This window comes from Caproiciproducens sp. CPB-2, from assembly GCF_036287215.1.
In the GTDB taxonomy this organism is placed as follows: domain Bacteria; phylum Bacillota; class Clostridia; order Oscillospirales; family Acutalibacteraceae; genus Caproiciproducens.
Map to the genome: position 1 here is coordinate 1,974,451 of NZ_CP142860.1, position 22,627 is coordinate 1,997,077.

At 33.8% G+C, this 22,627-nt stretch carries 26 protein-coding genes; 3 read left to right on the forward strand and 23 right to left on the reverse strand.

Translation table 11 applies throughout. From position 1 onward, the window contains the following. Window positions 1-9 precede the first annotated feature (9 nt). From VXK30_RS09870 to VXK30_RS09945, 17 genes are all read right to left on the reverse strand, one after another. Window positions 10-1,548, reverse strand: coding sequence for a hypothetical protein (locus tag VXK30_RS09870; RefSeq protein WP_275717926.1), 1,539 nt, complete (start codon window positions 1,546-1,548; stop codon window positions 10-12). Between the two features lie 324 nt (window positions 1,549-1,872). Beyond that, a complete protein-coding gene (locus tag VXK30_RS09875; protein ID WP_275717925.1) occupies window positions 1,873-2,442 on the reverse strand; it encodes a site-specific integrase in 570 nt (189 codons plus the stop codon). A 157-nt stretch (window positions 2,443-2,599) separates the two neighbouring features. Then, the gene (locus tag VXK30_RS09880) at window positions 2,600-3,010 is read right to left on the reverse strand and encodes a helix-turn-helix domain-containing protein (protein ID WP_275717924.1); all 411 of its coding nucleotides are present in this window, start codon (window positions 3,008-3,010) and stop codon (window positions 2,600-2,602) included. A gap of 78 nt (window positions 3,011-3,088) precedes the next feature. Then, window positions 3,089-3,283, reverse strand: coding sequence for a hypothetical protein (locus tag VXK30_RS09885; RefSeq protein WP_275717923.1), 195 nt, complete (start codon window positions 3,281-3,283; stop codon window positions 3,089-3,091). A 1-nt stretch (window position 3,284) separates the two neighbouring features. Beyond that, the gene (locus tag VXK30_RS09890; RefSeq protein WP_275717922.1) at window positions 3,285-3,593 is read right to left on the reverse strand and encodes a hypothetical protein; all 309 of its coding nucleotides are present in this window, start codon (window positions 3,591-3,593) and stop codon (window positions 3,285-3,287) included. A gap of 246 nt (window positions 3,594-3,839) precedes the next feature. Then, window positions 3,840-4,388, reverse strand: a complete 549-nt coding sequence (locus tag VXK30_RS09895) for a hypothetical protein (protein ID WP_275717921.1) — start codon at window positions 4,386-4,388, stop codon at window positions 3,840-3,842. A gap of 42 nt (window positions 4,389-4,430) precedes the next feature. Then, window positions 4,431-4,709, reverse strand: a complete 279-nt coding sequence (locus VXK30_RS09900; RefSeq protein ID WP_275717920.1) for a hypothetical protein — start codon at window positions 4,707-4,709, stop codon at window positions 4,431-4,433. A gap of 91 nt (window positions 4,710-4,800) precedes the next feature. Next, window positions 4,801-5,037, reverse strand: coding sequence for a hypothetical protein (locus VXK30_RS09905; protein WP_275717919.1), 237 nt, complete (start codon window positions 5,035-5,037; stop codon window positions 4,801-4,803). A gap of 536 nt (window positions 5,038-5,573) precedes the next feature. Then, entirely contained in the window at window positions 5,574-5,747 is a 174-nt protein-coding gene (locus tag VXK30_RS09910) for a hypothetical protein (protein ID WP_275717918.1), read from the reverse strand. Window positions 5,748-5,915: 168 nt separating this feature from the next. Next, window positions 5,916-6,740 carry a hypothetical protein gene (locus VXK30_RS09915; RefSeq protein WP_275717917.1) on the reverse strand — a complete coding sequence of 275 codons (825 nt, stop codon included), beginning with the start codon at window positions 6,738-6,740 and terminating at the stop codon, window positions 5,916-5,918. Beyond that, the gene (locus VXK30_RS09920) at window positions 6,721-9,573 is read right to left on the reverse strand and encodes a hypothetical protein (RefSeq protein ID WP_275717916.1); all 2,853 of its coding nucleotides are present in this window, start codon (window positions 9,571-9,573) and stop codon (window positions 6,721-6,723) included. The genes VXK30_RS09915 and VXK30_RS09920 overlap by 20 nt, the downstream gene beginning before the upstream one ends. Window positions 9,574-9,830: 257 nt before the next feature. After that, window positions 9,831-11,393, reverse strand: a complete 1,563-nt coding sequence (locus VXK30_RS09925; RefSeq protein WP_275717915.1) for a DEAD/DEAH box helicase family protein — start codon at window positions 11,391-11,393, stop codon at window positions 9,831-9,833. A 5-nt stretch (window positions 11,394-11,398) separates the two neighbouring features. Next, on the reverse strand, window positions 11,399-11,587 hold the full coding sequence (locus VXK30_RS17185; protein ID WP_442877870.1) for a DUF5659 domain-containing protein: 189 nt from the start codon (window positions 11,585-11,587) through the stop codon (window positions 11,399-11,401). Window positions 11,588-11,770: 183 nt separating this feature from the next. Then, entirely contained in the window at window positions 11,771-12,733 is a 963-nt protein-coding gene (locus VXK30_RS09930; protein ID WP_275717914.1) for a hypothetical protein, read from the reverse strand. A 157-nt stretch (window positions 12,734-12,890) separates the two neighbouring features. Further along, window positions 12,891-13,103, reverse strand: a complete 213-nt coding sequence (locus VXK30_RS09935; protein ID WP_275717913.1) for a hypothetical protein — start codon at window positions 13,101-13,103, stop codon at window positions 12,891-12,893. 2 nt (window positions 13,104-13,105) lie between these two features. Beyond that, on the reverse strand, window positions 13,106-13,429 hold the full coding sequence (locus tag VXK30_RS09940; protein WP_275717912.1) for a hypothetical protein: 324 nt from the start codon (window positions 13,427-13,429) through the stop codon (window positions 13,106-13,108). Further along, window positions 13,410-13,922 carry a hypothetical protein gene (locus VXK30_RS09945; RefSeq protein ID WP_275717911.1) on the reverse strand — a complete coding sequence of 171 codons (513 nt, stop codon included), beginning with the start codon at window positions 13,920-13,922 and terminating at the stop codon, window positions 13,410-13,412. The genes VXK30_RS09940 and VXK30_RS09945 overlap by 20 nt, the downstream gene beginning before the upstream one ends. Before the next feature lie 514 nt (window positions 13,923-14,436). On the opposite strand from VXK30_RS09945, the gene VXK30_RS09950 reads away from it, so the two are divergent. Next, on the forward strand, window positions 14,437-15,093 hold the full coding sequence (locus VXK30_RS09950; protein WP_275717910.1) for a helix-turn-helix domain-containing protein: 657 nt from the start codon (window positions 14,437-14,439) through the stop codon (window positions 15,091-15,093). A gap of 25 nt (window positions 15,094-15,118) precedes the next feature. Here VXK30_RS09950 and VXK30_RS09955 read toward each other — a convergent pair whose 3' ends face one another. From VXK30_RS09955 to VXK30_RS09965, 3 genes are read right to left on the reverse strand one after another with little or no spacing between them, the layout of a single operon-like run. Further along, complete coding sequence (locus tag VXK30_RS09955; RefSeq protein ID WP_275717909.1) at window positions 15,119-15,382, reverse strand: hypothetical protein; 264 nt, start codon at window positions 15,380-15,382, stop codon at window positions 15,119-15,121. Beyond that, complete coding sequence (locus VXK30_RS09960; RefSeq protein ID WP_275717908.1) at window positions 15,379-15,717, reverse strand: hypothetical protein; 339 nt, start codon at window positions 15,715-15,717, stop codon at window positions 15,379-15,381. The genes VXK30_RS09955 and VXK30_RS09960 overlap by 4 nt, the downstream gene beginning before the upstream one ends. Next, window positions 15,704-15,886, reverse strand: coding sequence for a hypothetical protein (locus VXK30_RS09965; RefSeq protein ID WP_275717907.1), 183 nt, complete (start codon window positions 15,884-15,886; stop codon window positions 15,704-15,706). The genes VXK30_RS09960 and VXK30_RS09965 overlap by 14 nt, the downstream gene beginning before the upstream one ends. A gap of 405 nt (window positions 15,887-16,291) precedes the next feature. Here VXK30_RS09965 and VXK30_RS09970 point away from each other — a divergent pair, with 405 nt between their 5' ends. Both VXK30_RS09970 and VXK30_RS09975 read left to right on the forward strand, forming a co-directional pair. Continuing rightward, window positions 16,292-16,531, forward strand: coding sequence for a helix-turn-helix domain-containing protein (locus VXK30_RS09970; protein ID WP_275717906.1), 240 nt, complete (start codon window positions 16,292-16,294; stop codon window positions 16,529-16,531). A gap of 132 nt (window positions 16,532-16,663) precedes the next feature. Beyond that, window positions 16,664-18,253 (forward strand): DUF4041 domain-containing protein, encoded by a 1,590-nt coding sequence (locus VXK30_RS09975; protein WP_275717905.1) that lies wholly within the window; start codon window positions 16,664-16,666, stop codon window positions 18,251-18,253. Between the two features lie 944 nt (window positions 18,254-19,197). On the opposite strand, the gene VXK30_RS09980 is transcribed toward VXK30_RS09975, so the two are convergent. The 3 genes from VXK30_RS09980 to spoIVB all read right to left on the reverse strand — a co-directional run bounded on the left by VXK30_RS09980 (window position 19,198) and on the right by spoIVB (window position 22,510). After that, a complete protein-coding gene (locus VXK30_RS09980; protein ID WP_275717904.1) occupies window positions 19,198-20,187 on the reverse strand; it encodes a tyrosine-type recombinase/integrase in 990 nt (329 codons plus the stop codon). A gap of 186 nt (window positions 20,188-20,373) precedes the next feature. Further along, window positions 20,374-21,159 carry a sporulation transcription factor Spo0A gene (gene spo0A, locus VXK30_RS09985; RefSeq protein WP_329493186.1) on the reverse strand — a complete coding sequence of 262 codons (786 nt, stop codon included), beginning with the start codon at window positions 21,157-21,159 and terminating at the stop codon, window positions 20,374-20,376. Window positions 21,160-21,277: 118 nt separating this feature from the next. Beyond that, window positions 21,278-22,510 (reverse strand): SpoIVB peptidase, encoded by a 1,233-nt coding sequence (spoIVB, locus tag VXK30_RS09990; protein ID WP_275717470.1) that lies wholly within the window; start codon window positions 22,508-22,510, stop codon window positions 21,278-21,280. Window positions 22,511-22,627 lie beyond the last annotated feature (117 nt).

Here is a 22,627-nt window from a genome sequence, read left to right on the forward strand (position 1 = left end):
TCACTTCCTTTATAAACCCAAATATGATAAAGGTATTACCTTTAATTTTGATGTTTTCTTTATTTGTGGCAATTGCTCCAAAGCATCAGCCAAACAGTCAGGATAGTCATCGTGAAGACTAAACCGGCAACCACAAAAGTCATGTAGCTGTTCAATAGCTTCTGTATCTTCTTCATTGAAGACAACTCGTCCCATATTGATATCACCGACAATGGCATTAATACGGTTATCTTTATTCCCTGTACGAGATTTATTTATGATTGTTAATCCTCTATGTGTTAACTCATCATCTTTATCAATGCATTCTTGAATTCTAATTGCATCGGCACCGGAATAGACGTTCTTTTCAATAGATAATGCTTGAATATCAGGGTAATCTTTCAGTAATTGAATTGTTTCCTTGATATAATCACTCATTTCATAATCACGAATGATTGACTTTCTGGCATAATTAACACTATTATCAGCCTGAGACAAAACACAATAAGCATAATAATCTCTTTTTGTGCCGGTTCTGGCAGTTCCAGCAGGATCAATAGAAAGAATACTCTTCTGAAAAGTATGATTTTCTATATCTACAGCGGATTCAGTAACAATTGTATTAAATCTCCTTTTACCTAGATTTTCTATATCTCCCTGAACTTCTTGTTTAAAAGAAAGAGGGTTTTCATAATAATCTTTCGCTAAGTCTAAACAATTCCAGAATTCAGGCCATAATACAGGATATTGCATCTCTTTTTCATGTTGATAATAATATTCCTTTGCAAATTGAAGTCCTTTATTTTTATCAATTAGGGTTTTATAAAATTCTTCCCATAATCCTTGATGGAAAAATTGATCTACATCGTCAATCAACACGCCTTTTTCCTGTCTAAATTCCCATGTTGATAAATTCCGCAACCTATCATAAAAATCTTGTTTACAAATAAGAGTACCCAAGGCCAACATGGTAGTACCACGCTTTTTAATCTTTCCATCTTTATCATATAAAGGTCTTTGTTTTGCATATTTAACATCGTCTGAATATCTTTTCCATTTATTTTCCCTTGCCGCTTCTGTTCTTACATCATCTTCATCCTGAAAATCATCTAATATAATTAAATCAGGTCTATCTCCAACGGCGTTTTTACGTCCACGCAGGGGAGACATGGAAGATACAGACTCTATCATTGCTCTTGAAGAAAATTCAATTTGAGTGGAATTGTTTGCTAATCTTTTATCCTTATTATCATAAATCCTACCAAAACTTGCCGTAATGCGGTCATTATCTTCTATTGCAACGCGAATCTGTTTTATAAATTTCTCTGCTGTAGAACCTATAGATGAACCATAAAGAATATATTTTTTATAGCCATAATAAATAGTCCAGATACAGGTGCTTAAACCTCTGAAGGCACTTTTCCCCGTCCCTCTAGGGAGTATATACCCTTGCTGATCTGTCGTGTTTTCATTTAATATTACATTTTGGATATCATTCCAAATGTCCTTGTGTATTTGAGCTATTTCAGCCGTTTCCTCATTATTAAAGACATTTGCGAGATAGAACATACAGAAGAACTCTAAGGAACGTTTGCCAAGGCTCCAACTCAATCCATGATAGCCAAATAGGTTATCTTTATTTTGAAGAAGAAGCTGCTTCGCCTGATCTTCTCCGTAATATTTAATCAGATACTTAGAAAGTAACTGAGTATTTTCGATTGTATTTATACTTTGTTTTGATATATTGTGTCACCTTCTTCACTTTGGGTTCTATTTTTTGGTGGAAATTCTGTAACTAACCCCACCAGCCGACCGCCAAACACAAAAATAGAAGTATACCGGCTATCCGATACACTTCTATCAATCTATTATTAATTATTCTTTTCGAGTCAATTATAAATTCAGGTTTATATACACTTCATTTAAATCGTCTTGTGTAATTCCTAAATATCTTTTTGTTTCCTTAATGTTTGCATGATTCAACGCTTCCATTATCAAGGCCAAACTCACACCACTTTTATAAGCCCAATAGCCCCATGTCTTACGCATACTATGTGTTGATATAGTATCTGTAATACCAACTGCTTTAGCTGCATTACTTATTATTATATGTGCTTGCTGCCTAGTGATAGGTGTGTTACTCCCCTTACGGCTGGCAAACAAATAGGTATCTAAAGTAATAGGGATATACTCTTGCATATAGGCTTTAATAGCGCCTTCTAGGTTCTTTGTAATGGGGAATGTTTTAGACTTATCTGTCTTCTTTTCCCTAACCTTAATATATGGAGCGATCTTACTACCATCCCATATATCAGAGACTTTAAGAATTAATATATCAGATATGCGTAATGCAGATGATATGCCAATCATAAACATTAGGTAGTCCCTTACTGATTGCCCTTTGAGATACTTTTTCATTGCTTCCAATTTCTTTTTATCTCTAATCGGATCAACACGCTCCATAATAACGCCGCCTTTTCAATGTTACTTATTATGAGTTAATTATATAATATGTAATATTAAAAATCAAGCGTTTTTACGGAATATTTAGAATTTGGCTCTAGGTCTATGTTTGTTGGCAATTTATAATATTACATAATCACTATTGTGTAATATTCACTTATTCTTCTGTATCTTCTTTATTTTCCCCTGTAACACTTTCAAATGCTGCAAGAATATCAATGTCTTCATCCTGATTGCGTTCATCAGTAATATTTGAATTATTAGTGGGTGTTCCCAAAACTCTATTTATCAAATAAATACAGGCATCCTTCCGGCTTCTTGTATCCGTTGCTGTTAGGGCTATTTTATACAACTCATCAATGACTGGATCAAGTTGTGCTACAAATTTCTTTTGGCTCTGGTCTCTAATTGCCGTCAAGCGAGTGTTAAGCTCAGCCTGTACCTCTGGATCATCCAAATAATCATAAATACATGTTCTGCTTACATCTAAGAGCTTTGCAATATCTGTTTTAGTTGACTTTCCTTCAATAAGTAGATCCACTAATTTCTGTTTTTTATCACTTAGCATATTTTATTTCACTCCTTTACATATTTACAATTATATCACACCTTTTTAGTATACTTTATTGAATAAAAAAGAGTAAGGTTATTTATTTACTTTCTCTTTATCGGTTGCATGAAAAAACATTTGTAATAAAGAATAACACTTACCCAATATTTTCAATTTATCGCCATTCGGCAAATTTGAATTATCAAGGTCATATCCATCTAAAGATAAAGTTATGTAATTTAATGCGTTCGCAAGAAATTGTCTATCTTCCTCTGTAATTTCAATTTTCATATTATTTACCCTCATCTTTCTCAGACTTAAGCTGATTTATAACACCATGAATAATTGCCTGTTTATCTTCTTCAGACAAAGCCATATTTTCGATTAGTCTTTGTTTTTTATACTGTCTGCTCTCTTCCACCAATTCATTAAATACCTTGTCAAACTCAGGACTTCTCCTAAAAAACCAGACTCTTCTACTCGTATCACTTTTGTTTCTCTCAATGCTCATTAAATCTTTGAAAAACGGATAATCAGCTACTAGCGAAGTCGCTATTCTAATACTGCTTACTATTTGATATGTACTTGTTTCTTCATTCATTTATTTTTATCTCCTCATTTATATATTATTTACAGCAACACGGAATATCTTTTTCAGTACTAATAAAATAGTCACATGATGCATTAATTCTGCCATAAAAATGTTTGTATTTTTCTGACAGTTCCTTAATATCGTTTTGCAAATCATCTGCAAATCTAATATTTTCCTTACAAGTGTTTTTATTAACACATTTATTACAATCAAACATTAATTATTATCTCCTTTTTATTATGTTAATTTTATTTATTAACTGGTATGTCTCCAGTAATATCCTTGATAAGGTTCACCAGACTTAATTCTATTGCAAATCACAGAACCGTTATATCCTAGTTTTTTCTTTATGTCAGGCAAACTGTCATACTCTGCAATCAGATTATTATTCAAATCAAATTGTAATACCTTTTTTGCTCTTTGTGTCGATCTACGCTTTTGACAAGTAGCCCAATTAAGGTTTCCCCTATCATCTGTCCATTCAAGATTCAAATAGAAATTATCCGTTTTTATCTCATTCTTATGATTGACAGTATTAAATTTATCAGGCTGCGGATTTTTTACAAATGCAAAAGCCACTAATCGCTGGCCTGAAATTTTCTTCTCTTTCCCATTTTTATATATTTTGAAACGTGTATAACCATGATTATCTATACCCTGATATAAAAATCTATTTACATTTTTGGAATAAACTCTACCATAATTCGATACTAGATAATTTTGATAATACTCATCATAAATTCTAACTGTTTTAAAAATTTCGTCCTCTGCTATAAGTTCTACATTTGGTTGCTCTGTTTTCATTACTCAATTTTCACTACTTCTTTCTACAATAAATTGTTTGTCTCAAAAACTTTTATCTTCTACCAAAAGTACCCTGCCGATTTTCTTAGCAAATAGATACCGATCAGACAGAGAAACACCCTCACAAATCTCTTCACTAATCAAATACTTACTACTACCATGCAGCCAAAATATCTTGACTTCCTTATGCTGGCCTGTCTTTTGGTTTTCCAACTCAAGCCAACGCTTTCGACTCTTGGGTAACACAACATCATTAACAACATACCATCTTGTATTTTCTCGCTGATCTTGCACAACGATATAATCAAAATTTTTATTCACTCAATGTTTCATTCTCCTTTATACATTAATAATTTGGACATAAAAATAGAGAGTAGCCGGATTGACTACTCTCTAAATGAAATTTGTAATATTAAATCTGTAAAATATGTCCTGACCCATTCGATTGAGACCGAAGCTCTTTATTTATTACATCTACTATTTTCTGTTCACTAGGAACAACTTTTTTCAATACAGATTTGAAGATTTCGATCATTTCCTTATTTGTAAGTTCTTCAATATCTTTTTGACTATCACCTTTAACATTAGCAATTGCTTCATCAAAAGCTTGATCTATGTCTCTTTGCTTTGCTTTGTCATCACGAACCATTTATCTCACCTCTAATCAAATTTAATTTCTTATCTGCTATTATATACCATATTTTTACAAATACAATATATATTTGCATTATAGGGGAAGCACCCTACTCACCGTTCCATTCTTTCTTTCTCACCGTTCCATCATTCAAGATGCTTCCCCACAATGCCAAAAAGGAATATATCAATCCATTAGTATTGGCTGCACGAAAGACCAACATTAATGGCACTTGCAATTGAGGTACACCCCCAACCCGAAGGCTCGTAGATGTACCCAGAAAGTTGAGGAATACCGCATGATTAACGATACTCATGTTTAGGCAACGCTTCACAGCGCAGGAGGTGTTGTCCATCCTTTAATCCGGCTCCCATCTAAGAAGCCATCAGTTCACCACAGCCGTTTACACACAATTTGAGGAGGTGACAGGGCATGATCCTGTTACGGTAAACGGCAAACGCTTACCAATGAGTTATGCTTAAATCCTAAAGTCTGCAAAAGTAGACTATCTCACAACAGTCATATGTAACGCAAGGCCGATAACCTTGTTATTACCGAAGATTAATAAACTCAGAAATTTTTATTTCAATCTCTGGATTAATATATAATTTGTTGTGCAGCCATAAGCTGAAATCGCTAGGAGTTAGTCCACATTTACTTGCAACATAACTTTTCTTGATTCCATTATTTTTTACAAATTGCTCTACTTGCATCTGCAATTTCACATTGCATTACTCCTTCCAAAAAATATTTTTAAAATCTATTGCGTTATATATTAAATATGTGTTATAATAAAATTTTATATATTTATATTTCCATTTATAAAATAGATAAGCACCCCTTAAAAGCCTTATAAATAAAGGATTTTTTGGAGTGCTTACGCGCAATATTATTTATCTTGCACAATCATCACAATATTTTCTAGTACTTCTTTTGTATGGAAACAACGCTCCGCAACTTTCGCAGAATTTATATTTTCCCTTTTTAAGCATTAAATAGTGTTCATAAATGTGCTGGAAATCTTTGATTACAAAAGCTATGTCACCAGTATGCTGAAGAATATTTACTTTATACAACCTTTGGGGAAAGCGTTCTCTTGGTTCAGTGGACATCCGAATGTCATAACTTATATATCCGTTTTCTGTTAGCTTTTTGAAGTTATTACAACGTTGTCCGCTTTGACTATTTCCCTTGCCCTCAGCTAGTTTAAACAGTTCCTCGTCTTTGGCAATACACCATTCATGCGGTTGATGAAATTGGTTATTATACGCTTTTTGCCAAACTAACCATATAAGTAAATATTTTCGTAGAATTTCATTTTTGATTTTATCTAAGGTTTCAATCTCAGATTTATAAACTATTATCGACTTATCATTAAAAAACACCTTATCGGTTTTACCATCTATAATACTGCTTATATGGCTATTCACAGATTTAAGAATAGACTTAATTCTTTTTTCATTTGGTTCAATTAGCAAAGATTTAATATATTCTTTTATTTGCTCCTTATTATTGCTAATATATTCTTTGTCTTCAAAATATCCAAAGTAATTTCTTATCTTTATTATATCAATTTCGCCGTTACAGGATTTCGCTTTAGCATTCAATAATATAAAATACTTTGTAAGAAGAACCGCCCAATAATCTTCACTTTTTTCTTTGTTTTTTCTTTGAGTAAGAACGCTATCAGCTAACAACTTATCCTGCCATATAATCATTTCTTGTCACCTCGAATATATCATAATCTCCGTTGTTTTTTCTTTCGGCTTTGAGAATTATATTATCTTTTGGAATAATACTGAGAAGATCATACTCAAATACTTTCCAAATAAATTGATTTACTTTGTCCTTATCCATATCTTTCAAACTAGTAACAACTCGATCAAACAGCATAAATTTATTACTGCAAATTTTATAGAGTTCCTTTTTGGTTTCATCCTGCATTTTTTCTTTTTCTTCCATTATAATTTCTTTTTTCTCATCGTCAGTGCTGCGTTTTGAATGGATTTCTTTTATTATTTCAGCGGCTTTTTTATTATATCGGTTAAATACTTCAATGACTTGCGCTTTATCTTCAACTGATACATCTACTTCTTTCGCAAAGCCTAATAGGACATAATTTTTTTCTGTATCAACTTTTAGTTTGTCAGCTATAGTTTTCTCGAATTCTTCTAAATTCCAGCACAGCTTATTCATAACGCAATTAGTTAATAGAAGAGGTGAACAGTCTATGTAGATTTGTTTAAAATTCTTTTGTTTATCGGTTAGTTCATCATCTTTCAAAGCCAGAAGTTTATCAAGTGTAATATAAAGTAGTCGTTGGCAAATAGGTTTCATATGGCTTTGATACTTTGTAAATCTATCATTATCAGTGGTATCCCTGTAACGAAAGAAGTATGGTTTATATTTTGGAACAAACGTGTTGTGTTCCATTTTCTTTTTTCTCACTTCTTTTGTATCGTCTGATTTTAACTTTTGGTAAATAAATTCTACCGGTAATTTTGGCTTAACGCCAGTTTTTGTGCTGTCGATTTCTTCTCCAATAATAAGTCTTAGAATTCTGATGTTGTCCAAAATCCCTTTCTGCTCGTCCTTATTAAACAGCGGTAACATTGCAAAGAAGCTGGTAGTCTTATTAGAATAGAATCCTACCTTATTACCAAATCCCTTTAAATCGCTCTCGACCGCTGCTTTAATGGTATATTTTTTCTTTTGCGCTTTTGTAAGTCCTTTTTGATATGTTACGGGAAGGGCATCACGATAAGCACAACGTTTTAGTACGGCTGAGTCCGTTGTAAGGCATTGATCAGAATCCCAATCACTATCCGAGTGGATAATTGTGGATAAATCCCATATAGAGTAAATAATTCCACTGTAGATATGACTATAGTAATGTTTCATCTTTGCAAATGTATCTGAGCCAACACTTGTATCATTGCAAACTGTTAGAATGTTATGTTCTGCTATATCAGTCATGGGACTCCGGCAAGCATCCACTTCATCAGCATTTCTATCATTCCAGTATTTAGAAAAAATACAATTCGCAGGAATTAAGCCGGTTACTTTATCTTTGTCCCTGAAAATTGCCCACTGTGCTAGTGCATAAGGATCACTAACCATATAAGAGTACATCCCTCTGCAAAGAATCTTTGCAATTTTAGCAAGTTTCAAGTTGCTTGCAACAAGTTTATGTATTTCCTCTTTAACATAAGTATCCTGCAATAAACTTCTATTTCGTAGTAATGCCTGGTTTAATATAGTACCTCTAAAATGATCTGTTTCATCGTTTAACAGATTTTCTTCCATCAAATATTTTATTGTAGTAAAGTCATCACCTTCGGCAAGCTTTGTAAACAGTTCTTTTGTAGGCTTTAGTAACTCCTCAATATCATCATCTTTCAAATTACTCGACTGAACCAACTGATAATTGAGCTTAACAGTATCATCATCCTGCTTAGGTGTTACTCTTTGTACTCCCCAAACTAAGTCATTATCTTGCTGCACACGATCAAATGCTCCCCAATCGTCATCGTACAGCCCATGAAGCTTCCATTGTGAAGCAGTCAACAATACATCATAGTTATTTATATTTACAAGATCGCCCTTCAGATTTTTAATCCATATAATATTATTTTCTTTTGCAAGCTCATGGAAATCAAAGTTTATCAATAAGCCTTTAACACCGATAGCACGGATATTAAGAGCGGCTGGTTCATAGTCAAGTCCTAATTCTGTACAGTACTGCCCTACTTTAGCGGAAGAAATTAATCCCATTCCATCAAAGCTATTTAAAATGCTATCAAAATCTTTTGGTACAACCTTATATTCTACTTGTCCATCAATGATATTTTTCTCGACAAAATTAACCTTGCCCTTGGGGGTTATTTCTTCAAAATCAGGGATTACAACCACCTTCGGCAAAGTGATAAAATTTATCCCACTGGTTGTTAAACCCTTATATGCGCCATACTTCTCGGGTATCACCTCTTCTGATTTTGAAATATCTTTATGTCCACAAGCAAATACATCTGATACGGCTTTATTTACATCATCAAGCATAAAAAGGGCTGTATTACTTTTTAAATTACCTGACGAAGCACAATAGCGAGTATATAGCTTGCCATCATAATAGAAGCCTTTCTTAGCAAATCTGGAGTAATCCTTTTTGTAAGAAGTAACGCTAATTACTTCCGGCACAAACAAATATTCATCAAGTTCATTTATTTTAGCTAATAGAGCATTCCTATTTTCTTGGGTATTTTCAAGTTTTTTTATCTTCTTGATTTCTTCCCGCAACAACTCCACATGGTCAGCTACTTCTAATTGCGTTGAATGATCATTATTATATTTTCTGATTTCTCTGAACATGAAGTTGTCTGCAAAGCTAATGAGACTATTATTCTGTCTTGCTTCATCAATACTAATATGAGCAACACGAAAACTTTTAATTTCCTTTTTCTTTTTTCCTTGAGTTACAGTTTCAACATGGACATTACTTACAATATCATTACCTGTCAATTTTATAATGTTATATAAATTCTGTGTGAGCAATTAATTTATATCTCCCTTTCTAACTATAAATTTGATTTGTTACTATACTTCGTCTTCCAGACAGGGGTTTCCCTGCTTTGAGAAGCAGGGAGCCATCTTTTAAGCCTGAGTATTGTCGCAGCTTACACTGCGCCAAACTCATTCTTAAAATCTGTCTGATTCAATTTTTATTATTTTGGCACCACAATCTTGAAATCCTAATATATATTAGAAATCGCTGATTGTGACGCCACTTTGATATTTATTTAACAACTATTTTATGATGCTTGATTCAATTCACTTAATGTTTTTGATTTTAATATCCAGTATCGTTTATTCCGATTTGGACTTTTTCTACTATTTTCTTTATCCTCTTTAATGTAATATGGTATATTTATATCTTCAAAATATTTGTTGATAGTACACACCTTATAACCGCCCTGCAAAGGTTTGAGAACATCCTTTTTTAAAAAATCAATGAATTGAGATTTGTCTTCTCCAAATAATTGTTTATCAAGATAATAATTCAGCTTGTCTAAAATTGTTACTTGGTCATAATACAGTGATAAATCTTGAAATTCTTCAAAAGGTATTTGCATATAATCACACAGATATTTTAAATGACCAAATTTACCATCATCTTTATTTATCTGTTGTAATAAGTCCATATCGTATTTATATTTCATCTCACGGGCTGAATTGACTACATACTGACATATATTTTGATCTTTGGATAAGCTTTCAGTATAGAGTAATCCATAGGTTGATTTTTTTCCATACTGTTTATTAAAGTCATCATTATTATGGGTTCTGAAATATTCTAACGGTTTCATTTTGCGCTCAAGATTATTAATTTGCGTCTGAAGTGATGACTGTTTAAACTGTTTTATATAAATATTGGGTAAATCATTTTTATCGGTTATTCGTCTACGGCCTATACACTGAATAATAGTATCAAAATCTTTCAGATCGATAATTATATGTTTTACCTGTGAATCAAAAATGTTTATACCATTTTCTATAACCGAAGTTGTAAACAAAATCTGCTCTTCAAACTTCTGATTATCTTTCAATGATTTTAAAGTTTCTGTAGAACAATACTTGCCAAACTTTGGGTTATTAGTCGCACATATAAAAGCTGATGAATCACGCATATCCATATACAATTTGTAAGCTTGTTTTATATTGCTACAAAAGCATATTGCCTTTTCATCTTTTGGCAATGACATAAGCATTTTCCTGATAACTTCAATATCATCCCAATAGTAATACTCATTGAATCTATATGGTCTAATGAACTGATAATTAAAATCAATCTTATGATCATTCAAGCCTTTAAAATAATACTGTAATATTCTACTGGTTGCGCTAATGAACATTACCAATTGACTATCAGTGTTATTTATAAGATAATTCAACGGAATATCCGTATCATTTGAAAATGTGGAGTCACTGAAGAAAAAATGGCACTCATCCGCAACAACTATGGTATATTTATTCTCTATCTTTTCAGGGTGAAAGCTGATATATTTTGCAAATGATTGATAATTCATGATTTTTATAAGGTCTTCGGACTGTTCTCCATACAATGCAATTAATTGTTCCTTTAATGATACCCTGTTTGTGAGAAGTAATACTTTATAGCCGCTTTTTTTACAGGCCTGATAAATAGTGCTCATAATAAAATACGTTTTTCCTGCCCCTGTATTTGCCGTAATTAATATTTTATGTCCTAGTTTCCATTCAGACATCATCTCAGGAGTAATAGCATCAGCTATGTATTGGTCTTCTTGTAAATTCAGCAGTAATTCAAAATGATGCTTTTGAAGTTCATTTGACATACAGGTTACGCCCCCCGTCTTTTAAACAGGCTCATAGTTTGGCGTAATGCGGTTGTATCAATGAATTCAAATACACAATAGGAGGTATTATTATAGTTCATGGAAACACGCTGCATATCATATCCATTTCGGATAAGGTAATTAGCCATCTTTAGGCTGTAAATTGGAATATATTTATTTCCTACTGTCTTTATAAATTGGTCACGATCCTTTCAATTTGTTGTTTATTTGTGCATTTTAACGAATCGCCGTGAAACATCGTTCGATTTTCGGTTCGGAGCAAAAAATCCGGCTTTACAGTGAAACCAAACAACTATATAGCTGCTGGCGAAAATAATTGACCTAATAAATGTAAAGTAGCCGGGAGGGGCTAATATTCAAGCTGCTGCACACTTGCTCTTTAAGAGATGCTCGTATTTCATATAGGTTCGATATAACCCATTAAAGTTTTTACGCTGTTCTTTATGCCTATCTTTACAGCCTAAAGCTAACATTAAGGTTTTCTTTATTGAATTCAAATTATCTTCGCCTGTAGCTTCCTGACATATATCAGGATAATATTTTTGGAATATGTCAAGTAAAACACAGAGTCTTTTATACCTGTTATAGAGAGTCTTTTCTCCTCTGGTCATCGGTTTATAAGGATTGGCATCATAGTATTCAGTCATAAGATGAAATACCGCTGTATCATCATTTTCTTTTAGATTTTGTGTCCACAATATATAATGAATTATTTCATGTCTTATAGATTGTTCATTTCTCTTTTGATATGAAGGATTGCATTCATAAATGTTAATTTCGGATTGTTTTAAATACGGGCAAAAGTTCCCTTGCGTTATTCCGTCTTTATTATCAGCACAATATTGTTTGGTATCATAGCATTCAGAATGCAATTTTAAAGGCAAAATATCTTTTTGATAAGGAATAGCAAAATCTTTTTGGACTCGTTCCATGAATTCTTTTGCGTAACTTGTTAGTTCATCAAAATACTCATATTGTTCAGCACAATAATTCCTCCAATTATCAACCTCTGACTTAAGCTCGGCCATTGTCTTAAGCAATTGCGATCTGGCGTTTATATAATAGATACTGCTTTTTAATTGTTTGTTTGGTTTTTGATTGAAAACAGCATATAGGAAGTAATCATCTGGATAATTTTCTACCCCTACATCTGCATGAAATTTGATTACGCCATTACATCTACCCTGTTGTTTTTCTTCACAATGTTCGCAATCGTGAGCATTAACAGAATCAATTTCACCATATTGAGGACAAATATAAACCGGCATATCTGTCACTATCTCATAATTTTCATTATTTCCAATGAGTAATTTTGCCATATCAATAAATTCTGTTTTCAGTGACGTTTATAATCCTTCTTTCTTAAATTTGAAATGATAGCAGGGCAGGACTCGCCCACCCTGCTACGACTCAACTCTTATTTGCTATTCCTCATAGGAACGGCAGCTTAACGGTTGCCGCTCCGGAAGGATTTAGTTAATCCTGATTTAATACAGATAGAGCATATTCAATATCAATTTTGCCATCCGAGTTTCGATATTTGTTGAGAGATTCATACCCTTTATTCCACATCTCAACCATTTGTTCATCACTCTTCATCCCATGTTTACGGTTATACTGAATCAAATCAAACAACAATTTGTGGTTTTCTGGATTAATAGCCTTATTTCGAATTTCTTCATCTGTCATAATTATTTGTCCTCACTTTCTAAGCCCTGTTTGGCTTCGCCTATTGTTTTCTTAAGTACCATTTCCATAACCTCAATAATCTTCTTCTTGTCGTTGCGTCCCAAGGTATCAAATTTCACAGAGCACAAAGCATCCAGATATTCAATACCATGCTTTACAGGAAATTGAGCTAATTCATTATTGAACTGCCAATCAAGTGTTTGACTGATAAAACTAACAAGTTCATCATCACACTCTTTGAGTCTGGAATCATACTGAAGCTGATCTACAGGGATTTTTTCATATACTACTTTATTTGCCATAGTTTTATTTACCTCTTCTTTCATTTTTAACAAGTTCCAAATTGTTTCTTTTGAGTTTGTCCCAGCCGCCGATCTTATCCATTGTTTTGCAAGTTTCCATAACGGATTGCATCCAATTATTGCTAGTGGTTCTGAAAGCTTCCCAAAGAATATAACCCTTCTCGGCTTCACTGAACACAACGTCATATTGAGCGATTTTATACAATACTTCGCCTTGGCTTAGTGTATCTGCAAATGTCCTCATCGGAATTTCAGGCTTCTGTCCCTTATGTGCTAGCTGATAATCGTAAATACAGAAATGCGCTTCAAATTTATCCTTTTTGACATTCAAAACCAGAGCCGGAATGAAATTTTCCCTTCCATTGCCCAAAGTTTTAGAGAGCGTGGTATCCAATCTTTCAGAGATGCAAGGAACCAATACACCATCAGAAACAATGGTTGCTTCGGAATAGCCAAAGCTTATATTGCTGATGTTGCTTTCTTCAAAAATGGTATCCGCTTTATCAAGAATCTTCATTATTTACTTCCTTTACTAATTTTCAAGAATCATTTTTGTATCTCATCCGATTAAAATAAATATGCTGAATATCATCTTTTATCGAATAAGATGATTATTTATTGTCAAGAATAAACATTAGAGGGAATAGATTGTTTGTGCTACAACACAACGGGGTCTATTTTCTTTTTGCCTCATGGGACTCACCCCTTTCTATATATAATGATATATGCTTAATCGCCTTACGGCGGCTGACACCTAAGTAATCATGACAGCAAAAATGTATAGTTTTATGGCGCTGTCAAATTTTCAAGGGATTTATCCTTAGCTGTTTAATTTTCAATGTCCAGTCTTGTGTGCTCTTGTCCTCTTCTCTAATTCTAATTATAGTCTTTTTATATTATTTGTCAATAGATTTATTCGATATTTACGATAGATTAATAATATTTATCGTGTTAGTTGTAATTATCACACTATTGACACATATAGATATTTCATGTATAATTAAAAATATTAAACTAGAAAAGGTGATATTATGCCGGAAGCAAAATATAAATTAACAAGTAGATTATCCCATCTATTGCAAGAAGTTAGAAATAAAAAGGGTATTTCTGCCTCTAAACTTTCTAAAGATATAGGAAACTCAGTAAGCTATATATCTGCCTTGGAAAATGGAAATATTAAAAGCATGAAAGAATCCGATTTTATTAATATTGTTAAAATACTATACGATATTAATAATGATGATGAAGCTAAACAAAAAATTCAAAATCTCATAGCGAATTCAGAAGATGATTCTGATGTTTCATCTATTAGTGATTTGGAAAACGAAGAAGATAGTAATATTCCAAGTCAAGAGAATATAAAAACTTATAAAACAATAGATACCATAGACAACCAAAAGGAATTTAAGCGTTTAATAAAGATAATGAACTCAGGATTTACAGAGGTTTTTAAACATGACTCTAAATTCGCCGAAAGAGAATTAAAATCTTTTATTCGTTCAATGCGTTTTGACCTAGGCTTTATGATGGCAATAATCGGTATACCTTTTTTTACTCTTAGTAAGCTTAATCATGATGAGAGACAAAATTTATATGACGAGGTTTCTGATGTATTCAAAAAATACTATGAAATGATAAAGGATGAAACTGATACCGATGCTGAAAATACCCAAAGGACTGATGATTAATTTCACCAGTCCTTTTTTATGTTCTTCAGAATCCTCGATAAATAACTGGTACTTCCTTTAAATTACGAGACAGGGCAAATACGAAACGTGCGTAACCATCCAACATTAGCCTGTTGTCGCTGGAAAACAATGTGATCGGTTTATCAAGTCGATGAAAAATATCATAGTACAATTGAACTTTGCGGATTTTTTTATCTGATACTGGATGATTAGTAAATATTGATGGAATGTATATTGATTCTATATCAACGTATTCAACTGGAATGATTTCCTGTTCATCATTGCTCATACTGTTACGCCCTCGTCTACATATATAATACTGGCTTCAAAGTTATCCATAATCTCCTTAACCTTCGAATTATCAAGGACAGCTTGAAGAAAATCTGTTTCAGGAATATCAAATGCAAACAGCTCATCTGAACCCATGTTATCAGGGTCAAGTACATCCTCATAAAAAAGGATAAAGTCATTGTCTTCATAATCTAGTATCAAGTTGAATTTGACTAAATCCAGTTCATCAATGCCTTTGACTGGAATTGATATTCCCCAATCAATATCTTCGGCGTGATCAAAATCCAAATCCTTTAAACTGATTACCAATCCACCACAATTAACCATTTTCATTTTGTTGTCCTCCATATTTTTTATACTTTGTAAATTTGGGATACCTGAGATTATTGCGGTCTGCTTCAAGGATAGGATCATAAACTTTTATCATTAATTGGTTATAATCCATATTAGAATTGTAGGCCGCGATTTTTAAAACCTGATCTAGCGAATAGCCTGTCTGCATTCTAGCTGCCACCTTCGACTATTGTTTCTCTGATACAACATTTTACTTTTCAAAGAACAATTTATAAGATAAAAGGGGCGGCATATGATCCCCTGAGCCAATGGGTTCCCACGACACAAAAAGTGTTTCGGCCTGTTCCCAGCAAGCCATCATCAGATGGGTAGTGTTTTGGTCGGTATTATATCGCATCTCTTGGTATTTTACTATCTATGTGGTTGCCCTTGACTGCGATTATATTGTACCAATAAGTATACTAAATTTCAATAGACTTAAGTTCCAATTTATATACTAATTATTTGTATAAATAGTATATTTTTTGGTACTATAATAACATTCATTGACTGAAAATACTTTTAAGGATATACTTATATATATAATATTTCTAAATATTTCGAGGTGTATAATATGCCAATTTCTTATACCAAACTTTTTCAATTAATGGAAGAAAAAAATATTAAAAAAATTGATCTCAGAACAAAATACGGAATAAATCCAAAAACTGTAAATAGTTTAACAAAAAATAGAAGTGTCACTATAGAAACTATGATGAAACTATGTAAAATACTAAATTGTAATATCGATGATATTGTTGAATATATTCCAGATACTTATAATTCAAATTCTGATAACAACTTAGATTCTTAATTAATAATTCTAAAAATAATTGCACAAAAAAAGCAGCCTGTCACTTTCTGGTGATAAGTTGCATTCTTATATGTAAGAATATTGTAATATCTACAACATAGAAATATAATTTAATTTAGGAGGGATGTTAGAATGTCTTTTTTTGATTCATCCATAAATAAAAAATATAAAGAATACATAGAGAGATTAAACCAAAAAATTTCTAATAAAAATATTCAGTATCATGATGAAATCACAAAATTGAATAGCTCAATAATTAAACAAACTGGCATCATCAATACTTTAAAATTATGTTCTGGTGAGGTAAACATTGAGGAATGTATAAATATAATAATATCATCTCTTACTTCAACGCCTAAAGCAGATATTGATAATAGTCAAATTACTATTCTAAATAATAATATACAATTTCTTCAATATTATATAGCTACTTTATTATTGCAAAATAATAAGCAGTTGGAAAATAACAAAAGGCTATTAAGTATGGTAACAGATGAACATTATCAACTATTAGATATAAAGGAGCAACTTCAGATTTTAAATAAACAAAAAGCAATGCTGGAGTTAATCATTGTAATCAAACTTATTTATTTGATAAAACTAAATAAAAGAATTGAGCCATTAGACCGAACTGTAAACTATATGAATAATAAAATAATTGAATTAAAGGACGATATTTTATATCAAGAATTTGGCTTATACGAACCAATTTATAATTTAAGAAACTCAGATGATTATAAACAAAAAATAAATGAATGCCGTCAACGACAAAAAAAAATGATTAAAAGTGGAACTGCTATCTCTTGTAACATAACATGGACAGTAAACAGTAGTATTCGCCAAGGGGAGCACTGGGTTAAGCAATTTATGAAAGAAGCAATTAGAAGTTTTAATACCGAAAGTGAAGGCTTAATTTTAAAAGTAAAGTTTAATAATTATGAATCTATTAAAAAAAGGATTGAACAATCATATAATCTTATAAATCAATTTAACAATTCATCAAGTATTTTCATATCACAAAATTATTTGAATGAAAAGATAAATGAATTAAATCTTTGCTATGAATATGAACAGAAAAAACAGGATGAAAAAGATGAAAGAAGAATTTTACGTGAGCAACAACTTGAAGAGGCTAAGGTACAAAAAGAAATTGCTACCCGCCGCGCTGAAATTGTCAAAGAACAAAAACATTATTCTAATCAATTAGTACAAATAGATAATCGAATACATAATACTGTAAGCATAGAGGAACAGACCATTTTAAGTAACAAACGATCTGAAATAGATAATCAACTTCAAGAATTAGAAAAAGCATTAAAAGATGTTGATTATCGGGAAGCTAACAAACGAGCTGGCTACGTCTATATTATCTCCAATATTGGCGCGTTCGGTAATAATATTTATAAAATTGGAATGACAAGAAGGCTTGATCCTCAAGAACGAATTGATGAACTAGGAGGAGCATCTGTTCCATTTAAATTTGATATTCATGCTATGATCTTTAGTGATGATGCTCCTACCCTAGAAGCTAAACTTCATCAAGCATTTAGTGATAGAAAAGTTAATATGATAAACAACCGTAAAGAATTTTTTCATGTAACATTAGAAGAAATTGAAACTGAAGTAAAGAAAAATCATGATAAATCAATAGAATTTATAAGGAACCCAGAAGCAGAACAATATAGAGAAACTCTTATGTTGTATAAGCGTGTAACGAAGTGAAGGAGATAATATTGTACCTTTGATCGCTTCCGCTGATTCCGGCGAAAGCGATTTTACGGACTCACTTTTTATCTTTACCAGCTTGAGATAAATTCTCTTTTGCTTTTTCTTCTCTATTGACAATGGTATAATGTGGAATTATTATGGAGAAAAGGAGGGGATAATATGCCGTTACAATCTCATGCAATAAAGGCAATTTGTAAAACATATGGAATCGGTGTGACCATTATAGAATCATATAATACGGACGCAGGGAACAGATTCAAATTTCCAAACCCGCCAAAATGTAGTAACAACAATTGTGAAAATAAAAGTTGCAAGGCTGCTGGATGGGGTGGGAAAGAACAGTGTTGGGAAGAACTCTAATATTAGCGTCTGCTTCGGTAGACGCTTTTCTTATACTATTTTGAGATAGTCATTAACTGCCAGACATTGATTATCCTTATACTCTCCTTTTATATAGCTATTGCAAATTTGCAACTATTTAATTTGCTACAAAATCATTATAATAAACATATAAATTAGACACAAACTATTTGCCCATGAAATTATACCCCTAAGCACTTTTCTCTTGAAATCACTTTAATTTTACTTATTCCTGCTTATAAAAAATGGCATTGTAACATCACATTTGTTTATAACTATTTATAGGCTTGTTAGAGCGCATATAGCTAACAATAATGAAATTACACTCTGAATGCCTTTAAGTCTCTGTATGGCAAAGTTATACGGCTTTGAGCATATCTCTTGTTTTAAGTGTGAAAATCATATAACTACATTATGGTTTTTGAACGAGTAGCATCCTGTAATGTAATTTCATGGGTAAAGAGTTATGTTCGGATTTTATTAGGATTACAAATAAATTGCATTAAAAATAAAGCACAAATAAAAAGCAGATTACCAATCCATTTACGGCGGTAGTCTGCTTTTAGTTATGCTCTATTTTATTTTCGTTTCATGATTTTTTCCAGCGGAGAATACGGTGCATAGTTGACTCTCAAGTCTTCATTATCTAAGTCCAGATATGCCTTCTCTGTCACTGTAACGCTGCTATGACCTAAAATACGGCTGAGTGTATAAATGTCTCCCCCATTCATTAGAAAGCGTTTAGCAAAGTTATTGCGAAGCATATGTGGATGAGCTTTCTTAATTCCAACACTTTGAGTATAGTCCCTGAAATTCTTTTCAAAATTGCTGATTGCTAACGGCTTGCCATTATTCGTGCAGAAAAGATATTCGCTGTCACGATAGCGATCCTTAAACTGTAACCATCTTTTTATGATTTTTCCCATTTCGGCACTATAAAAAACCATCCTGCCTTTCTTTGATTTTGTGTTTTCAGGTTGTAAATAAATTGAACGTCTTAACATATCCATATCTGTTAATTTGATTAGAAGAGTCTCTCCAAGCCGCATACCTGTATCAATAAGTAGTTGGCAAATAGTACAATCCCTATATTCATGGAACTTTGACATATCAAACGATTTTATTAAATTTACAAAAGCTTCATCTGAAAGGTAATCAACAGGTCTATGATTATTATTAAGCGGTCTTTTAATCCTTGCAAATGGACTTGATTTTATATAGTGATTCTCGCTGAGATAATTGAAAAAAACTTTAATATTTCGAAGATAATTATTAATAGAAGTGTTACTCATTGGCTTATTGTGATCTGAGCGATTATCAGGATGATTCAATATTTTTGTATGGTCATTTGCCACTACAGTGTATTTTCCTCTCTCAGATAAATACTGAATATACTCTTTAATATGCCCTTCCCTGACTTCTGAAGCTTCCTTTACATTATGGATTTCCATCATATACCTTTCAAAAATTCTTAATGCTTGCTCATAACTTTGCATTGTTTTTGGTCTTAGATTTTGACTTTGGCAATAGCTCATGAAATCATCAATGTCATAATCAAATTGTAGCATAAAAAACAACTCCCTTGTTTTTTGAGACTGATAATTCAGTACCCAATAAAGCAAGAGAGTTTATCGGAATATTTTTAAAAATTCATTGGTCAAAATGACGAATTCAGGCGTATTTTTGTTTTCTTTATCGCTTTGAAATCATTCTTGTTTTTCTTGATTTATCCAGTATTCATGTGTGTTTTGACTTTAGCTTGCGCTCTTCATATGCAGTCTGAGCCTGTCGCTGATCATTGCAATGAACTCACTGTTGGTCGGTTTTCCGCGCGTATTGTGGATGGTATAGCCGAAATAGGAATTGAGGATATCCACGTCGCCGCGGTCCCACGCGACCTCTATTGCATGGCGAATGGCGCGTTCCACGCGCGAAGCCGTTGTGTCATACTGTTTTGCAACGCTTGGGTAAAGCTGTTTGGTAACCGCATTGATAATATCCGGTGTTTCTATTGCCATAATAATTGAGTCGCGTAAATAGTGGTAGCCTTTAATATGAGCAGGGACTCCTATCTGATGGAGTATTTCAGTTACCTGAATTTCAAGCGATGGCTCCGCTGCGGCCGGCGCCTGCTGTCTGGAAGGCGTTTTCTGCGTTAAACCGGAAATGGAACAAAGTTGAATGATTCTGTCGGAAAGGTCCGCGGCATTAAATGGGTAAATGGCAAAATAAGACGCTCCCGACATCATTACTTCACGCTCCAAAGCGGGGCTGGTAAAATTGGAAATGATTACAAACATCGGCCCCATGCCCGGGACCTTTGCCTGAGCCGCTTTCATCACGCCTATTCCATCCAAACGGGGCATAAACAAATCGGCAAGGACGACATCAGGATGAATGGATTCTATTTTTTCAAGCAGTTTCATGCCATCCTTTTGCGTATAGATTATTTCCATGCCGGATTGTTCAAAAATTCGACCGTAATCACGGTTAAACTCTGCACTGTCATTTGCTATGAGAAGTTTAATACGCTTTTCCATTTTGAGTCCCCCTAATAGATTTAATTTACCGTTATATTACCATATATTGGAAAAAATGGCAATAGGTTGTAAAAATATTTTTTGCTAAAAAGGGGAAATATAAAAGCGCAACATTAGATTAAGAAGCTTTTTGTTTGTCATTTGATCTAATGCTCTCTGAAACCGACAGCATATTTTCAGCGAAAATGCCATATCCTCGTGTCGGATCATTCACAAAAACGTGGGTCACAGCGCCGATGATTTTGTCGTTTTGGATAACCGGGCTGCCGCTCATTCCCTGAACGATTCCTCCGGTGGCGTTCAGCAGTTTTTCGTCAGTAATGTGCAAAACCATATTTTTGCTTTGTACATTTTCACGATAGTCTATTTTTTCGATTTCAGCAGTAAAGTATTGCGGCCTGCCGCCGTCTATGGTCGAAAGGATTTTGACGGGACCGGCTTTGATTTCCTGTTTCATCGCCACTTCCAGGGCTTCTCCTTTGGGAGCGGTGTTCAGGGTTCCGTAAACGCCGGCGGGAACATTGGCTTCCAGCGTTCCCATCGCGGTATCGGTGCTGAAATATCCCCGAAGCTCTCCCGGACTTCCCTTTTCGCCTTTGGTGATTCCGCTGATTGTGACGGGAACGATGTCTCCGTTCAGCAGCGGCATCAGCTCATTGGTATCCGTGTCACAGACACCGTGGCCCAGACCGGCAAAACATTTCGTAACAGGATTGTAAAAGGTGAGCGTCCCGATTCCCGCAGTGCTGTCCCGGAGCCATACGCCGGCCCTGTAGACGGAGTCGACCTCAGATTTAACCGGCTGAACGGTGGTCGTAAGGACCTGCCCGTCCCGGGAAACGGTAAAAGTAAGGCTGCGGCCATCGCTGTCTGTAACCATCTTGATGATTTCCGCGTTGGTGTTGACTTTTTTGCCGTCAACCTCCGTAATGATATCGCCGACCTTCAGTCCCGCCACGGCCGCGGGGTTGATTGTTCCGGATGAAGTTTTGATATCGGCTACCCCTACGACGACTACGCCGTTTGTAAACATTTTGATTCCAAACGGCGTACCACAGGGTACCAGAAGCGTTTCCTTGACGACATTCACGCTGACCGTCTTGATGGGGATCACATGATAGAGCATCAGCTTTGCCTTATAACTTTTATTCGGTGTCGAACAGATGCCGGTGGAAATATCGGCGCCATTTTCGGCCACCGCCGTAATTGCGTCCGAACCCCATTGCAGACTGCTTCCGGCAGTAATTTTATAGGAATCAGGTGTGAAATAATCGGCCATGCCGACACTGGCAGCATACAAAAAAGCCAGCACAGCCGCGAATGCGGTGAATCCTTTTAGAAATTTTTTCAAAATTTCACCTCCCTTGCGCCGCTCTATTAATCTGCCACGGGACGGTGAAATTATTATGACAATTCTCTTGATTATTGGAATTAACTGGAATTATTTTCTCCAATTGCGCTGTCTTAG

What these genes read in the sequence shown, in the direction of transcription:
- VXK30_RS09870 (WP_275717926.1), bottom strand. Translation starts at nt 1,548, where the DNA reads ATGTTCTATCTCGCAAATGTCTTTAATAATGAGGAAACGGCTGAAATA.
- VXK30_RS09875 (WP_275717925.1), bottom strand. Translation starts at nt 2,442, where the DNA reads ATGGAGCGTGTTGATCCGATTAGAGATAAAAAGAAATTGGAAGCAATG.
- VXK30_RS09880 (WP_275717924.1), bottom strand. Translation starts at nt 3,010, where the DNA reads ATGCTAAGTGATAAAAAACAGAAATTAGTGGATCTACTTATTGAAGGA.
- VXK30_RS09885 (WP_275717923.1), bottom strand. Translation starts at nt 3,283, where the DNA reads ATGAAAATTGAAATTACAGAGGAAGATAGACAATTTCTTGCGAACGCA.
- VXK30_RS09890 (WP_275717922.1), bottom strand. Translation starts at nt 3,593, where the DNA reads ATGAATGAAGAAACAAGTACATATCAAATAGTAAGCAGTATTAGAATA.
- VXK30_RS09895 (WP_275717921.1), bottom strand. Translation starts at nt 4,388, where the DNA reads ATGAAAACAGAGCAACCAAATGTAGAACTTATAGCAGAGGACGAAATT.
- VXK30_RS09905 (WP_275717919.1), bottom strand. Translation starts at nt 5,037, where the DNA reads ATGGTTCGTGATGACAAAGCAAAGCAAAGAGACATAGATCAAGCTTTT.
- VXK30_RS09915 (WP_275717917.1), bottom strand. Translation starts at nt 6,740, where the DNA reads ATGATTATATGGCAGGATAAGTTGTTAGCTGATAGCGTTCTTACTCAA.
- VXK30_RS09925 (WP_275717915.1), bottom strand. Translation starts at nt 11,393, where the DNA reads ATGTCAAATGAACTTCAAAAGCATCATTTTGAATTACTGCTGAATTTA.
- VXK30_RS09930 (WP_275717914.1), bottom strand. Translation starts at nt 12,733, where the DNA reads ATGGCAAAATTACTCATTGGAAATAATGAAAATTATGAGATAGTGACA.
- VXK30_RS09935 (WP_275717913.1), bottom strand. Translation starts at nt 13,103, where the DNA reads ATGACAGATGAAGAAATTCGAAATAAGGCTATTAATCCAGAAAACCAC.
- VXK30_RS09940 (WP_275717912.1), bottom strand. Translation starts at nt 13,429, where the DNA reads ATGAAAGAAGAGGTAAATAAAACTATGGCAAATAAAGTAGTATATGAA.
- VXK30_RS09945 (WP_275717911.1), bottom strand. Translation starts at nt 13,922, where the DNA reads ATGAAGATTCTTGATAAAGCGGATACCATTTTTGAAGAAAGCAACATC.
- VXK30_RS09950 (WP_275717910.1), top strand. Translation starts at nt 14,437, where the DNA reads ATGCCGGAAGCAAAATATAAATTAACAAGTAGATTATCCCATCTATTG.
- VXK30_RS09955 (WP_275717909.1), bottom strand. Translation starts at nt 15,382, where the DNA reads ATGAGCAATGATGAACAGGAAATCATTCCAGTTGAATACGTTGATATA.
- VXK30_RS09960 (WP_275717908.1), bottom strand. Translation starts at nt 15,717, where the DNA reads ATGAAAATGGTTAATTGTGGTGGATTGGTAATCAGTTTAAAGGATTTG.
- VXK30_RS09965 (WP_275717907.1), bottom strand. Translation starts at nt 15,886, where the DNA reads ATGCAGACAGGCTATTCGCTAGATCAGGTTTTAAAAATCGCGGCCTAC.
- VXK30_RS09970 (WP_275717906.1), top strand. Translation starts at nt 16,292, where the DNA reads ATGCCAATTTCTTATACCAAACTTTTTCAATTAATGGAAGAAAAAAAT.
- VXK30_RS09975 (WP_275717905.1), top strand. Translation starts at nt 16,664, where the DNA reads ATGTCTTTTTTTGATTCATCCATAAATAAAAAATATAAAGAATACATA.
- VXK30_RS09980 (WP_275717904.1), bottom strand. Translation starts at nt 20,187, where the DNA reads ATGCTACAATTTGATTATGACATTGATGATTTCATGAGCTATTGCCAA.
- spo0A (WP_329493186.1), bottom strand. Translation starts at nt 21,159, where the DNA reads ATGGAAAAGCGTATTAAACTTCTCATAGCAAATGACAGTGCAGAGTTT.